The following is a 14,426-nucleotide window of genomic DNA, read 5'->3' on the forward strand; positions in this document are numbered from 1 at the left end:
CTCAGCGCGGCGGATTCAATCGCGCGTGCATGAGGTACACGTTGTAGCTGTCCCACGCCGACATCGTGAAGTACAGATCCTGCGCGGTCGACCAGGGATGGATGAACCCGCCGTACGCCTTCGGATACATCTCGGTGGACACCAGCGGCACCGTCGAGGTCCAGGCGCCCTGCGGCTGGCCCGCGGTCCGCAACACGATCTGGCTCGCGGCCGAATCGAGATAGACCATCTGCCACTGCCGGCTTTCCTCGTCGAACCGCACCGACAGCTCGCTGGCCATCCCGTTCACGAGCGGTGTCGCCGAATTCTGCGCCGCGGGCGCCCAATTGCCGTCCACCCAGTACTGATAGGCCGTCTTGTTGAGCACGTCGGCCTTGCGCACCCTGGCCAGGCCGATCATCCCGATCCGGCCGTTGGGCGTGCCGAACATGTAGACGTAATCCCCGTGCGGCACCATCGCCGCTACCTGGAACTGCCCGAGCCCGAACATGTTCTCCCAGCGAGCATGCTGATCCTTGGTCCAGGTCGAGCCGCCGTCGTCGGAGTAGGCGAGTCCGCCGTAGTTCGTCATCCACATGCCGGGGATCTTCGACCAGTGGTTCACCGACATGTAGCTCATGAACTGCCGTTTGCCGAGCGCGAACCCCGAGGTCGGGATCGTGGTGGTCTCCCAGTTCTTGATCTTGCGGCTGCCGAGGAGTTCGGCGGCGTGGCACGGGCTGTCCTGCACCATCGAGTCGATGGTGATGCCGTCGCTCAGATCCTTGTCGGTGCTGTAGGCCAGCACATTCGAGCGCCAGTCGGCGCCGTCGGAGCCGGCGCCGCCGTAGGCCCAGCCCTCGCCGAAGGTGTCGCCGAAAACCATGGCGACCTTGCCCGGTTCGGTTTCCCAGAACAGCCCGAGATCGGTGCCGTCGACCTGCCAGCGCATATCGGTCCGGTTGGTCGAGCCGTGTCCGGTGACCTGGTCCACGAGGCGGACGGACTCCACCTTCGCGGGCACGACCGGCGCCGCGAGCGGACCACGTTCGATCGGCCGGACCACCGGTTCGGGTGCTTCCTGGGCCGGTTCGCTCTCGCCGCCGGGCACCGGGATCGGAATCGGCTCGATCTCCGGGTTGATCCTGATCCGCGGCAACGCGATCGCCGAACCGGTCGAGGTGGACTCGTCCGTACTTTCCGGTTCCGGTTCCGGCGTGTCGCGGACCTCCGGGCACGGATTGCGGCACGGATCCGAGGGCAGCGGAACCTGCGCCACGCGCGTGTTGTCGTGCGGCGGGTCGGGAATCGGCACCGGAGTCAGCTGCGGCACCCAGACCGGGATATCGATGCTCGGCGGCAGGACGGGCGCGGGCGGCGCGGCCGGGTCGGGCAGCCGGTTGACCGGGTCGAATCCTGTTTCCCCGCAGAGATTCACCGGCGGGGGCACCCACGGCAGCGGGCCCGCCTGCGCGGGGACGGCGAGGATGGCGGACAGCACCACACCCACGGCGGCAGTTCCGTGCGATACCGGTCTTGCGCGCATCTGGCTCCCTCGAATCGGTGTCGGCGAGGAACACCTGTGATCTTGTGAGAACTTACCGGAACCGATCGCTGTTGCCGTGCGTCCAAACACATGTGAACGAAATCGAGTACGTCTTCGGAACCGGCGACGCGGTCGTGCACCACTGGTCGAGCCACGACGAACTGGCCGACACGAGCGTCGTCGACGCCCTCTGGATCGATTACGACACCGCCGTCGACCACGACACGCTCCTCCCCGATATCCCGTTGGCCACCGCCGATCACCGAACGGTGCTGGCCCAGGAACCCGCGGGCACGCTCAGCAGGCCACCCTGGCTCGACGGGAATTGAGCGCGATGGCCGCGATGCCGAGGGCGTACACCCCGGCGCCGGCCAGCACCACCCCGATCGAACGTCCGTCGGCCGGGATCACCAGCGCGGCCACCGCGATCGCCAACACGAAGCAGACGTTGAACACCGTGTCCTGCAGGGCGAATACCTGCCCGCGCTGGTCGTCGTCGATGTCGATCTGCATGCTCGCGTCGCCGGTCAGCTTGATCGTCTGGCCGGCGAGGCCCAGTCCGAACGCGCCTGCCAGCAGCAGTCGGTGCGCGTTGTCGACCGCGGGCCCGGTCGCCAGCGCGATCGGCGTCACGAGCGTGAGCTGCACGATCACCGCCGTCGAGAGCCCCAGCAGTACCGTGCGCGGCCTGCCGAGACGCGGAATCAGGATCGGTGTGCCGATCGCGGCCAGCAGCATGCCCGCCGCCGCGAAGCCGATCGCGACCCCGAAGCCGACCAATCCGCCGCTCATCTCGGTGCCGTCGCTGGGCTGACGCAGCACCAGCACCATGATCAGCGTGTTCATCCCGAAGACGATGCGATGCGCGCCGATTCCGATCATCGCCGTGGTCACCTGGGCCGAATGCCACACCGCCCGCGCGCCGGTGCGCAGACCGGTCGCGATGGCGTGCACGGTGCTCTCGGTCCCGGCCGAGCCGCGGTCGGGCCCGAGCACATGCGGGCGGAACCCCAGGGCCAGCACCGCGCCGACCAGCGAGCCGATCCCGCTCAACGCCACCGCGACCGCCGAGGCCGCGTCACCCGCGCCGATCAGCGCGATCACCGCCACCGACGCCGCGGCGCCGATCCCGGCACACACCGAGGCCACCGTCGCCAGCACCGAATTCATCGGCACCAGCCAGCGCTGCTCGAGCACGCGCGGCAGCGCCGCCGACACACCGGCCAGCACGAACCGGCTGATCCCCACCGTCGCCAGGGCCAGCACCAACAGTGGCGTCTCCCCTACCCCAACGAACAGCCCGATCGCGGCCACGCCGATCAGCACCGCCCGCGCCACACTCGCCACCAGCAGCACATTGCGCCGATCCCACCGATCCAGCAGCGCACCCGCGTACGGCCCGAGCACCGAATACGGCAGGAGCAGCACCGCGAAACCGGCGGCGATGGCCAGCGGATCGGTCTCGCGTTCCGGATTGAACAGGATCGCGCCCGACAGGGCCGCCTGGAACATCCCGTCACCGAACTGCGCCGCCAGCCGCAACAGGGCAAGGCGGGGCACCCGCGGGTTCCGGCGGACCACCTCGCGGGTGTCGCGAAGCAGATGTCTCATCGAGATCGGCTGCTCATCCGCCGGATTCGAGCCGTCAGGGGGATGAGTCGACACGTCATGACCATAGTGGTGCCAGAATTGAAGGGTGACGCCCACATCGACGACACCACCGCGGATCGAACTACACCGCGGTGGCGACCGGATGAAGACGCGGATCCCGTGGCTCGACTCCAAGCATTCGTTCTCCTTCGGCGAGCACTACGACCCCGACAACACCCATCACGGGCTGCTGCTGGTGAACAACGAGGACGTGGTGCTGCCCGGCGAGGGCTTCGACACCCATCCGCATCGGGACATGGAAATCGTCACCTGGGTGCTCGGCGGCAGCCTCGTGCATCAGGATTCGCTCGGCCACAACGGCGTCATCTACCCGGGTCTGGCCCAGCGGATGAGCGCGGGCACCGGCATCCAGCACTCGGAGAAGAACGATTCGTGGCGCCTCGACGGCAAGACCCACGACGAGCCCGTGCACTTCGTGCAGATGTGGGTGGTTCCGGATGAGCCGGGCGTCGACCCCGGCTACCAGCAGCTCGAGATCGATGACGAGCTCGCGCGCGGCGATCTGGTGACGGTCGCGTCGGGCTTACCCCGCTATCGCGACCGCACGGCCATCGCGATCAATTCCTCGCATGCCGCCATGCACGTCGCCAGGATGACGGCAGACAGTCCCGGAGTCACCCTCCCCGATGCTCCCTACCTGCACGTTTTCGTCGCGCGAGGGGAGGTCGACGTCGAGGGCCTCGGCACCCTGTCCCAGGGCGACGCGATCCGGCTGACCCGCTCCGGCGGCCAGTTGGTCCGTCCGCACGGTGACGCCGAGGTGCTCGTCTGGGAGATGCACGCGCGCCTCGGCGGCGGGTGAGTTCAGGCCGAACCCGGCTGCCGGGTCAAGGTCGCCGACTTGGCATTGGTCCTGGTAGCGGCGACGATCTCGGCGAAGTCCGGTCGGAAATCGCCGTCGGGCGCCTGCATCCAGGTGCGATACCCACTGCGCTCGTCGGCCGGCGACGGCAGCACCACATCGCTACCGGGCAGCGCGACCGAGGCGCACACCCGGAACAGCTCGGCGAACAGCGCGGTGTCGAGGTAGGAGTTGTCGACCGGCCCGGTGAGGAAGGTCCAGCGACCGGAGCGTGGGTGGGCGATGATCGGTCCGCAGCGCAGGCCCCGGGTGACGAGCAGTCCGCGGACCCGTTCGCCCAGCGTCGAGGGCATCACCACCGCGCCGACCGAGCCGATCTCGAGCACGATGCGCCCCAGCGCCGCGTCGACGACGCCGTAGAGGCCATGGTGCTTGCGGTATTGGCGACAGCGCGCCAAAGCGTCCTGGGTGGCCGAGTATTCCTCGGCCGCCGTATACCCGCCCTTGTCCTCATCAGTGTGCAACGTGCTCATCACGACCTCGTCTCTGTCGACGGTGGTTCGATGTAGCTGTGAGTTCGCTCGATTGGGGCGAATCTCGGCGAGAGGTGGAGCATCACGACCAGGTGGCGCGGAAACTTTTTCATAACGGCAGGACGTGAGGGAAAAATGCCGTTCTACGCAGCCTATAGCCGCACAACCGCGCTGACAATAGTCAGTAGCTGGTGTGTCGATCAGCGTACGATATTCGCCCATGGCTCCCGTTTCGCCGACCGTCGCGCGGTGGGAACTCGTCCTGCGTCTGCGCGAACTGCGTGAGCAGCGCGGATTCGACTCGGCCGGGTTCGCCCGTCGCGTCGGGTTCACGCCCGCGAACTGGTCGCATGTGGAGAAGGGCAGGCGGGTACTCACCCGCACCACCATCGAACCGGTTCTCGACGTTCTCGATGTCACGCCCGACGAACGTCTCGAGCTGCTCGCCCTGCTCGAGGCGAGTAAACAGCGCGGCTGGTGGACGACGGCCTCCTCGGCGCTGATCGGTTCCGAATTGCAGCGGCTGTACGGGATGGAGGCCGGCGCGCAGAGCATCCGCAGCTACGACAGCATGATCGTGCCCGGCCTGTTGCAGACCGAGGCGTACGCGCGGGCGCTGATCAGCGCGGATGTGATGATTCGACCCGTTCAGGTGGACCAATTAGTCGCTATACGACTGCGTCGTCAGCAGCGGCTGCACGGGTCCGATCCGCTGGAACTCACCGCGGTGCTCGGCGAGGCGACCCTGCGTCAGCAGACCGGCGGCAGCGAGGTGCTGCGTGAGCAGTTGCGGCACCTGGTCGCGCTGGTGCGCGAACTCGACACCGTCGACGTGCGCGTCATTCCGTTCAGCGCGCCCGAAGGGGCCGTGCTCGGCGGTTCCAGCTTCCATTTGCTCGACTTCGCAAGCGATCAGCTACCTACCTTCGCGTGGGCCGAGAGCGCGGTGTTCGGCGGCCATGTCGACGACGCCGACCAGGTCCGCGATCTCGGCTTCGCCTACGTGCGCGCTCGCGAGCAATCCCTTTCCCGCACCGAATCTCTCGCCCTGATCAGGGAGTATGCAAGCGTGTAAGATTCGGGGTATGTCCACCACCGCTCGCCGCCGCCCGGCCGAACACGGCTGGTTCACCTCGTCACGCTCCAATAACGGCAACCAGTGTGTCGAGGTTCGTTTCGATGGAGACGCTGTCCAGATACGAGACAGCAAATTCCGCCGCAACCCGATGAACGCCGGCCTGGACGAGCCCATCATCACCGTCGACGCCCCCCTGTGGACAGCCTTCCTCCACTGCCTCCTCACCGCCCGCCCCCACCCCGACCTGGTCGCCCACACCTCCCCCGACGGCTCGACCACCCTCCGCCACGAAGCCGTCCTCCTGCACTTCACCGCCGACGAATGGAACGCCTTCGAAGCCGGCGTCCGAGACGACGAGTTCGCCTGCGTGTAAGACCACGTCGCCGGCCGCCGGTATTTCGGCATACTGGGGGGCGTGACTTCTGATCTGAGTGCTCCCTCCGGTATTGATCTGTCCTTCCGCGATCAAGATGTGCGGGTGCAGGACGATCTGTTCGCGCATGTCAACGGGCAGTGGTTGGCCGGGTACGAGATTCCGGCCGACCGGGCTGTCGACGGTGCGTTTCGCACGCTCTACGACCAGGCCGAGCTGGATGTGCAGGCGATCATCACCGATAGCGCGGCCGGCGCGGCCGACGATGCTGATGCCCGCAAGATCGGGGATCTGTTCTCGAGCTTCATGGACACCGATGTGGTCGCGGCGGCCGGGTTCACGCCTGTCGCCGAGGAGCTGCGCGCGATCGCCGAGGTCGGCGATCCGAGCGCGTTCGCCGCGCTGCTCGGGCGCTTGCAGCGCACGGGGGTCCGTGGCGCGCTCGCCTACTACGTGGACACCGACGACAAGAACTCCACCCGCTACCTCGTGCACGCGACCCAGTCGGGCATCGGGCTGCCCGACGAGTCCTACTACCGCTCCGACGAGTTCGCGCAGATCCGCGACGCCTACCTCGCGCACATCACCAAGACGTTCACCATCGCCGCCGCGGACGCGTCCCTGGCGGGCCTGCTCCCCGCTGACCCGGCCGACGCCGCCCGTCGCGTGTTCGAGCTGGAACGCACACTCGCCGCGGGCCATTGGGATGTGGTGCGGCGCCGTGATGCCGAAAAGAGCTACAACCTCACGACTTTCGAAGACCTGGTCGCCGAGAATCCGGAATTCGACTGGGCCGCTTGGGTAGACGGTGTCGCCACCGGACTCGACCGTGACGGCACGGACCTGTTCGCCGAGCTCGTCGTGCGCCAGCCCGACTACCTGCGCGCTTTCGCCTCCGCCTGGGCCGAGGTGCCGCAAGCGGATTGGCAAGCGTGGGCGGCGTGGCAGGTGCTGCACGCGCGCTCGGGGTTCCTCACCGACGAGATCGTCGAGGAATACTTCGACTTCTACGGCCGCACCCTCACCGGCGCCGAGGAGAACCGCGAACGCTGGAAGCGCGGGGTGTCGCTGGTGCAGGAACTGCTCGGCGAAGCGGTCGGCAAACTGTATGTGGCCCGGCACTTTCCGCCGCAGGCCAAGGCCCGCATGGTGGAGCTGGTGGCCAATCTCCAGGAGGCCTACCGCCGCAATATCGCCGACCTCGAGTGGATGGGCCCCGACACCCGCGCCGCCGCACTGACCAAGCTGGAGAAGTTCACCCCCAAGATCGGCTACCCCGACACCTGGCGCGACTACTCCGCGGTCGAGATCGACGCGAGCGACCTCGTCGGCAACTACCGCCGTGGCCATGCCGCCGACCATGACCGTGACCTGGGCAAACTGGGTGGCGAAGTCGATCGCGGCGAATGGTTCATGACCCCGCAGACCGTGAACGCCTACTACAACCCCGGCATGAACGAGATCGTGTTCCCCGCCGCGATCCTGCAGCCGCCGTTCTTCGACATGAACGCCGACGACGCCGCCAACTACGGCGGGATCGGCGCGGTGATCGGCCACGAGATCGGGCACGGCTTCGACGACCAGGGCGCGAAGTACGACGGCGACGGCAACATGCAGGACTGGTGGACCGACGAGGACCGCGCCGAGTTCGGCAAGCGCACCAAGGCCCTGATCGACCAGTACAACGTGCTCTCCCCCGCCGACCTCGACGACGAGCACACCGTGAACGGCGAATTCACCATCGGTGAGAACATCGGCGACCTCGGTGGGCTGTCCATTGCCCTTGCCGCCTACAAGATTTCGCTCGAAGGCAAGCAACCTCCGGTGATCGACGGCCTCACCGGCCTGCAGCGCGTCTTCTACGGCTGGGCGCAGGTGTGGCGCACCAAGGCCCGCACCGAGGAGGCCATCCGCCGCCTCGCCGTCGACCCGCACTCCCCGCCGGAGTTCCGCTGCAACGCGGTGATCCGCAATATCGACAGCTTCTACGAGGCTTTCGACGTGACTCCGGCGGACAAGCTCTACTTGAAGCCGGAGGAACGTGTGACCATCTGGTGACGAGGTCTCGACCCTGCCGGTCGCCGGTAGGGTCGAAACCCACTGCATCGGAGAGGGACAATTCTCATGCGTCACCAGCAGGTAGCCGACAACGTCTTCACCATCGCGGGCACGGACGTGAACATGGTCCTACTCCGCGAGGGTCGTGACCTCACCCTGATCGACGCGGGGTGGTACGGCGACGCCGGCCTGATCGAAGCCACCATCGAGGCACTCGGTCATCGCCCGGAAGACATCACCGCGGTCCTGCTGACCCATGCGCACCTGGACCACGTCGGTGCCCTCAACCATCTCCAGGCGAAGTACGGCATCCCCGCCTACACCAGTCACCTCGAGGTGGCCCACGCCAAAGGCGAGGTTCACGAGTCCGCCACGCCGCTCGACGTGATCAAACGCCTCACCGATGTCTCCACCTGTGCCTGGGCCCTGCGGATCACCCGCGCGGGCGGCCTCCGCAAGAACCAGGTCCCCCATATCCAGCCCTTCCGCACCGCGGGCGAGCTGGATCTGCCCGGCCGCCCCACGCCGATCCCCACCCCGGGACACACCTCGGGCCACTCCGCCTTCCATCTCGCGGCGGCCGGTGTGGTGGTCACCGGCGACACTCTGGTTACCGCCCATCCCACCTCGAAATTCGAAGGCCCCCAACTACTTCCCGACTTCTTCAACCACTCGACCCCGGAAACCCTGACGGCGCTGGAGGCCCTCGAGCCTCTCGCCGCCGACCTGGTCCTCCCCGGCCACGGCGGCCCCTTCACGGAGGGCATCGGACAAGCCGTCGATCGGGCGCGGACCCACGCGAGAACCGAACGACGAAAGTAGCGAGTAGTCACCTCGTTGCTGTCGTTTCCTTCGGCAAGCGCGAGTAGCGAACGAGCAAGTCGAGTTTCTGTTAGCGAAAGTACAGTAAGAGCAGATGGATTGGCCGGCCCACCGCACGGAGCAGCGTTCCTGGCAGGCGCGTGACGGACGAGGTCCGCGAGTCGGCCCCGTCCCCGAGCAGGCGGCGGTGTCGATCCCCCCGCGCATCGCCGAACTCGACTTCGCCACCCGGCGAACAACATCGGCCAGCGAGGCCGCGGTGATCGCGGTGACCCATCTCGAAGCCGGCCAGGGCCAGTACTCGGCACCGCTGCGCGAATTCCTGCTGCGCAGCGAGGCGGTCGCGTCGTCGCGGATCGAGCACATCGATGCCGGGTGGCGAGCATTCAGCAAATCCTTCGGCGGCGCGACGACCGGACCTGAGGCGGCGTCACAGGTCGGCGCGGTGCGGGCACTCACCGGACTGGTCGACAGTGCGGCGACCGGCCGGATCACGGAGGCGAATCTGCTCAGCGCCCATCGCGTGCTGATCGCTCCGGAGTGGGAGAAGGCGGGACGCTTCCGGACCGTCCAAACCTGGATCGGCGGTAGCGATTACACGCCGCTGCACGCCCTGTATGTACCGCCGCCGCCGGAGCTCGTGCCCGAATTGGTGGCCGACCTGCTCGCCTTCGTGGCGCGGGGTGATCTGCCGATCCTGGTCCAAGCCGCGATCGCGCACGCGCAGTTCGTGTCGATCCACCCGTTCGTCAGCGGCAACGGCCGGATCGGCCGCGCCCTGGTGAGCGCCATTCTGCGCAGACGCGGGCTGACCGACAGAGTCACCGTTCCCCTGGCATCGGTCATGCTCGCCGACACCTCGCGCTATTTCGCCCAACTGGCCGCCTACCGCGCCGGCGCCGCCGACGAATTCGTCATCTATCTGGCGCTCGCCGCGGTGTACGCCAGCGAGGCGGCGATCGACTCGGCCCGCACTCTCGCCGTGCTCCCCCAGCGATGGCGAGACCGCGCCCGCCCCCGCGGCGGTTCCGCGGACGAGGCGCTCTTGGCGAACCTGCTCGAGCACCCGATTCTCACTGTCGCCGACGCGAACGCCATCACGGCGACTACTGATTCGGCTACCTACCGTGCCCTCGAACGACTCGTCGAGGTGGGCATCCTCGACGTCGTCTCCGACTCCAAACGAAACCGAATATGGGCCGCCACCGACATCCTCGCCGAACTCGACGCCCTCAACGCCGCGATCGGGCGACGCACAGCGGCGGGTCTGTCCTAGCGCAAGCGCAGTTCGGTGTCCGCGTCGAAGAAGAACACCTCTTCGGGCTTCGGTCGCAGATGCAGGGTTTCGCCGAGGGTGGTCTGGAAGCGGCGGTCCACCCGGACGACGATCTTGCCGGAGCGGGTGGACCAGTCGGTGCCCGCGCCGTGGGTATAGACGAAGGATTCGGCGCCCAGTTCCTCGAGCAGTTCGGCGACGACGGTGATGCCGGCGGGATCGGTGGTGACTTCCCAGGATTCGGGGCGGATGCCGAGAACCACGCGCGCTCCGGAAATGGTGCGGGGCACCGGGATCCGCAGTCCGTCGAGCACTGCCTCGCCCTCCACCACGGGGGCTTCGAGCAGATTCATGCCGGGTGAACCGATGAAACCGGCGACGAAGGTGTTCAGCGGATTGTCGTACAGCTCACGCGGAGAGGCGATCTGCTGCAGGGTTCCGTCGCGGAGCACCGCGACACGGTGCCCCATCGTCATCGCCTCCACCTGGTCGTGGGTGACGTAGACGGTGGTCGTGCCGAGCCGCTGCTGCAACGCGGCGATCTGGGACCGGGTGCTCACCCGCAACTTCGCATCCAGGTTGGACAGCGGCTCGTCCATGCAGAACACCTGGGGGCGTCGCACGATGGCGCGGCCCATGGCCACGCGTTGACGCTGGCCACCGGAGAGCTTGGCCGGTTTGCGGTCGAGCAGCGGCTCGAGTTCGAGCATCGCCGCGGCTTCCTTCACCCGAACCAAGGTGTCGGACTTCGACATTCCAGCGTTGCGCAGCGCGAAGCCCATGTTCTCGGCGACGGTCATGTTCGGGTAGAGCGCGTAGCTCTGGAACACCATCGCCACGTCGCGGGCGCGCGGCGGCAGGTCGGTGACATCGCGCTCGCCGATCCGAATCGTGCCCGCCTCCACGGATTCCAGTCCGGCCAGCATGCGCAGGCTCGTCGACTTACCGCAGCCGGAAGGCCCGACCAGCACGAGGAATTCACCATCGGCGATGTCGATGTCGAGTGCGTCGACGGCGGGGGCGTCGGCGCCGGGATAGCGATGGGTCACACCGTCGAACTGCACTGTCGCCATGGCGAATTCTCCTAGCGGGGAAAGCGAAACGGGCCGGTGGTCACAACGAACCACCGGCCCGTGGGGGAACTACTTGGGCAGCTTGGGCGTGATCTGCCGGTCGATGATCGCCTGCACGTCGGCGGCGACCTTCGCGAGGACTGTTGCCGGATCGGCGTTCTGGAGACCGATCTGCTCGTAGCCGGTTCCGATGATCTGATCGGCGCCGGGCACGAACACTCGCGCGTAGTCCTGCGACTTCGCTACCGAGAGCTGGTCGATGGCGACCTTGGAGTTGGGGTTCTTCGCCAGGAAGTCGATCTCGCTCGGGTCGGTCACGGCCGACTTGCGCACCGGCATGTAACCCGTGTTCTGCGTGAAGTACGCCGTGTTGGCCGCGTTGGTGATGAACTCGATGAACTTGAGCGCGTTGACCTTTCGCGTGTCCGAGATCCGCGACGGAATCGCCAGACCGGCGCCGCCGGTGGTGACGCCGGGACCGTTCGGATGCGGCAGGAACGCGGTGCCGACCTCGAACTTGCCGTCGGCGTTCTTCTTGATGCCCTTGAGATCACCGGTGGAGGCGATGGTCGAGGCCGCGACGCCGGTGCCGAAGTCGACCGCGATCTGCGGACGGATCGCGGCGTACTTCTTGACGTTGATCGAGTCGCGCAGGTAGGTGGCCGCGGCGATCGAACCGGGATCGGTGAACTTCAGCTTCCACTGATCGGAGTAGGCGCCGCCGAAGGTCCAGTTCGGGCCCTGGAAGGTCCAGCCCAGGTAGTTCTTGGCGTCACCCCAGGCGTGCGCGAACTTGTCGGCGCCGACGAGCGACTGCAGCTTCGGGCCCCACTCGTCGAATTCCTGCCAGGAGTTCGGGCCGCGATCGGGCAGTCCGGCCTTCGCCCAGACGTCCTTGTTGTAGTAGAACAGCGGCGTCGAGCGGGCGTAGGGCAGCGCGTAGTGCTTGCCGTCGAACAGGTAGTCGGCGGCGAGTGAGTCGACGTAGTCGCCCAGCTGCACACCCGCGGCGCCGAAGTGCCCGTCGAGCGGTTCGATGGCCTTGCTCAGCGCGTAGTTGAACCACCAGACATCCGACAGCACCACAACATCGGGCAGGTCACCACCGGTGAGCGCGGCGTTGAACTTCTGCGCCACCTCCTCGTAGTTCTTGCCCGCGTCGACCAGGTTCACCTTCAGGTCGGGGTGCGCGGTCTGGAAGCGGTTGATCAGCTCCAGCTCCAGCTCCTTGGAGGTGCCGGGGTGGTTGGACCAGAAGGTGATGGTGTTGGCGTCACCGGAATCGCCGGATCCGCCGCCGGTGCCCGCGCACGCGGACAGCGCCGCGGCAGCGGCGACGCCACCGGTCAGGCCGAGGAAGCCACGGCGACTCAACGCCGGGAATCGTGAGTTGGACACTGGCGAACTCCTGTTCGAGATTTAACCCTTGACCGCACCGGAGGTGAGGCCCTTGATCATGTGACGTTGCAGGGCAAGGAAGACGATGAGGATCGGCAGCATCGTGAGCACGGTGCCCGCCATCACCGGCCCCCAGTTGGTGACGCTGGGGTTCTCGGTGTTCTGCAGCAGGGTCAGGCCGACCGGCAGCGTCGCGACGTCGGCGGAATCGGCCATCAGGAACGGCCAGAGGTACTCGTTCCACTCGTTGACCAGCGTGACCACCGCGAACGCCACCATCGTCGGCCCCGACATGGGCAGCACCACGCGAGTGAGCAGCCGCCACCAGTTCGCCCCGTCCATCCGCGCCGCCTCGATCACCTCGGCGGGCAGCGACAGGAAGTGGTTGCGCATCAGGAAGGTGCCGAAGGCGACGCCGCAGAGCGGAATGATGATGCCCTGGAAGGTGTTGCGCCAGCCGAGCTGGGCGATGAACGCGTAGTTGGAGATCACCGTGATCTGGTTGGGCACCATCAGCGCCGCGATGATCACCAGGAACACGATGTTCTTGCCGGGGAAGCGCAGGAACACCAGGCCGTACGCGCTGAACACCCCGAGCGCGAACTTCACCACCGACACCACGCCGGTGACGATCAGTGAGTTCCGCAGGAACGTCCAGAACGGCACCGTGGTGGTGGCGTGGCTGTAGTTCTCCGGGTGCCAGCTGTGCGGCCAGTAGACCGCGGGCTGGGTGTAGATGTCGGAGCGGTCCTTGAGCGAGGTGATCAGGATCCAGAACAGCGGGACACCGACGATGATCAGCACGCACACCATCGCGGCGTAGCCGAGGAGGGTCACGGCGCGTTCGCGGCGCCGGTACGAAAGCGTTTGCGGGCCTACATGTTTCATCGTTCGCCTCGGTCCATCACGCGCACCTGGATCAACGTGACCACCAGCAGCACCACGAACATGATCGTGGCCACGGTGGCGCCGTAGCCGGCCCGGAAATTGCGGAACGACTCTTCGTACACCTGGAACACCATCGTCGTCGTGCCGTTGCCGAGCGGTCCGCCGCGCGTCATCACATTGATGATGTCGAAGACTTGCAGCGAGTTCAGCAACACGGTGATCGACAGAAAGAATGTTGTCGGACGCAGTTGTGGCAGAAGGACTTTCGTGAATCGGGTCCAGCTGCTCGCACCGTCCATTTCGGCTGCTTCGAGCAATTCGGCGCGCACGCCTTGCAGCGCGGCCAGATAGATCACGAAGGCATAGCCGAGGTTCTTCCAGATGTAGGTGAGCGTCACCATGAACAGCGCCCAATCCGGGTCCTGATAGAAATCCGGCACATTGTCGACTCCGAGCCGGTGCAGGACATCTTGTACCAGACCGAAACTCGGATCGAAGATGAATTGGAAAGCTACGCCGATCGCCGCGCCCGAAATCACGAACGGCGCGAAAATTGCCGAGCGGACTACATTGCGCCCGAACAGTTTTCGATCGAGCAGCATGGCGAGTGCAAGACCGAGCGCCATACTCACCACGACGGCCGCCGCGGTGAAGATCACCGTATTGCTGACGACCTTCCATGAGTCGTCGCGCTGCCACCACTCGATGTAGTTGTCGAACCCGACCGAATTCGCCACTGGATCAGCGATATTCCAGTCGGTGAACGATAGCCGGATGTTATCGGCAAGCGGTCGGTAAACGAACAGGGTGAGCAGCGCCAGGTTCGGCACCACGAGTACTGCGAACAGCGCGTAGTCCTGCCACGGACGGCTTCTCCCGGGGAGTACCCGCTCTGGACTCTTTCGCACCGCGGCAGCTTTACGGCGCAT

14 protein-coding genes are annotated in these 14,426 nt (G+C 66.5%); 7 read left to right on the forward strand and 7 right to left on the reverse strand.

The annotated features are described in order from the left end of the window. Position 1: 1 nt before the first annotated feature. Positions 2–1,525 (reverse strand): DUF4185 domain-containing protein, encoded by a 1,524-nt coding sequence (locus ACFVJ5_RS20820; protein WP_379222278.1) that lies wholly within the window; start codon positions 1,523–1,525, stop codon positions 2–4. A 92-nt stretch (positions 1,526–1,617) separates the two neighbouring features. Here ACFVJ5_RS20820 and ACFVJ5_RS20825 point away from each other — a divergent pair, with 92 nt between their 5' ends. After that, on the forward strand, positions 1,618–1,854 hold the full coding sequence (locus ACFVJ5_RS20825; RefSeq protein ID WP_379222280.1) for a hypothetical protein: 237 nt from the start codon (positions 1,618–1,620) through the stop codon (positions 1,852–1,854). On the opposite strand, the gene ACFVJ5_RS20830 is transcribed toward ACFVJ5_RS20825, so the two are convergent. Then, a complete protein-coding gene (locus ACFVJ5_RS20830) occupies positions 1,823–3,136 on the reverse strand; it encodes an MFS transporter (protein WP_379222677.1) in 1,314 nt (437 codons plus the stop codon). The two genes, ACFVJ5_RS20825 and ACFVJ5_RS20830, sit on opposite strands and share 32 nt — an antisense overlap. A 142-nt stretch (positions 3,137–3,278) precedes the next feature. Here ACFVJ5_RS20830 and ACFVJ5_RS20835 point away from each other — a divergent pair, with 142 nt between their 5' ends. Next, positions 3,279–3,998 carry a pirin family protein gene (locus ACFVJ5_RS20835; RefSeq protein ID WP_379222679.1) on the forward strand — a complete coding sequence of 240 codons (720 nt, stop codon included), beginning with the start codon at positions 3,279–3,281 and terminating at the stop codon, positions 3,996–3,998. 2 nt (positions 3,999–4,000) lie between these two features. Here the strand turns inward: ACFVJ5_RS20835 and ACFVJ5_RS20840 are convergent, their stop codons facing one another. Next, complete coding sequence (locus ACFVJ5_RS20840) at positions 4,001–4,531, reverse strand: hypothetical protein (RefSeq protein ID WP_379222281.1); 531 nt, start codon at positions 4,529–4,531, stop codon at positions 4,001–4,003. 220 nt (positions 4,532–4,751) lie between these two features. Between ACFVJ5_RS20840 and ACFVJ5_RS20845 the strand changes: the two genes are divergently transcribed. The 5 genes from ACFVJ5_RS20845 (at position 4,752) to ACFVJ5_RS20865 (ending at position 10,138) form a co-directional block, all read left to right on the forward strand. After that, on the forward strand, positions 4,752–5,606 hold the full coding sequence (locus ACFVJ5_RS20845; protein ID WP_379222283.1) for a helix-turn-helix domain-containing protein: 855 nt from the start codon (positions 4,752–4,754) through the stop codon (positions 5,604–5,606). 10 nt (positions 5,607–5,616) lie between these two features. Further along, the gene (locus ACFVJ5_RS20850; protein ID WP_379222285.1) at positions 5,617–5,982 is read left to right on the forward strand and encodes a DUF397 domain-containing protein; all 366 of its coding nucleotides are present in this window, start codon (positions 5,617–5,619) and stop codon (positions 5,980–5,982) included. 42 nt (positions 5,983–6,024) lie between these two features. Then, positions 6,025–8,040, forward strand: a complete 2,016-nt coding sequence (locus ACFVJ5_RS20855) for a M13 family metallopeptidase (protein WP_379222286.1) — start codon at positions 6,025–6,027, stop codon at positions 8,038–8,040. Positions 8,041–8,106: 66 nt separating this feature from the next. Beyond that, entirely contained in the window at positions 8,107–8,862 is a 756-nt protein-coding gene (locus ACFVJ5_RS20860) for an MBL fold metallo-hydrolase (protein ID WP_379222288.1), read from the forward strand. Between the two features lie 94 nt (positions 8,863–8,956). Then, positions 8,957–10,138: a Fic family protein gene (locus ACFVJ5_RS20865; protein ID WP_379222290.1), complete on the forward strand. Its 1,182-nt coding sequence runs from the start codon at positions 8,957–8,959 to the stop codon at positions 10,136–10,138. Here ACFVJ5_RS20865 and ACFVJ5_RS20870 read toward each other — a convergent pair. The 4 genes from ACFVJ5_RS20870 to ACFVJ5_RS20885 form a co-directional block, all read right to left on the reverse strand. After that, entirely contained in the window at positions 10,135–11,211 is a 1,077-nt protein-coding gene (locus ACFVJ5_RS20870) for an ABC transporter ATP-binding protein (protein ID WP_379222292.1), read from the reverse strand. The two genes, ACFVJ5_RS20865 and ACFVJ5_RS20870, sit on opposite strands and share 4 nt — an antisense overlap. 69 nt (positions 11,212–11,280) lie before the next feature. Next, positions 11,281–12,609, reverse strand: a complete 1,329-nt coding sequence (locus ACFVJ5_RS20875; protein WP_379222294.1) for an ABC transporter substrate-binding protein — start codon at positions 12,607–12,609, stop codon at positions 11,281–11,283. A gap of 21 nt (positions 12,610–12,630) precedes the next feature. Beyond that, positions 12,631–13,497: a carbohydrate ABC transporter permease gene (locus ACFVJ5_RS20880; RefSeq protein WP_379222295.1), complete on the reverse strand. Its 867-nt coding sequence runs from the start codon at positions 13,495–13,497 to the stop codon at positions 12,631–12,633. Continuing rightward, entirely contained in the window at positions 13,494–14,405 is a 912-nt protein-coding gene (locus ACFVJ5_RS20885; protein WP_379222297.1) for a carbohydrate ABC transporter permease, read from the reverse strand. Before ACFVJ5_RS20885 ends, ACFVJ5_RS20880 begins: the two co-directional genes overlap by 4 nt. Between the last annotated feature and the right edge of the window lie 21 nt (positions 14,406–14,426).

Origin of the sequence: Nocardia sp. NPDC127606, from assembly GCF_042671725.1 — a bacterium.
Lineage (GTDB): Bacteria > Actinomycetota > Actinomycetes > Mycobacteriales > Mycobacteriaceae > Nocardia.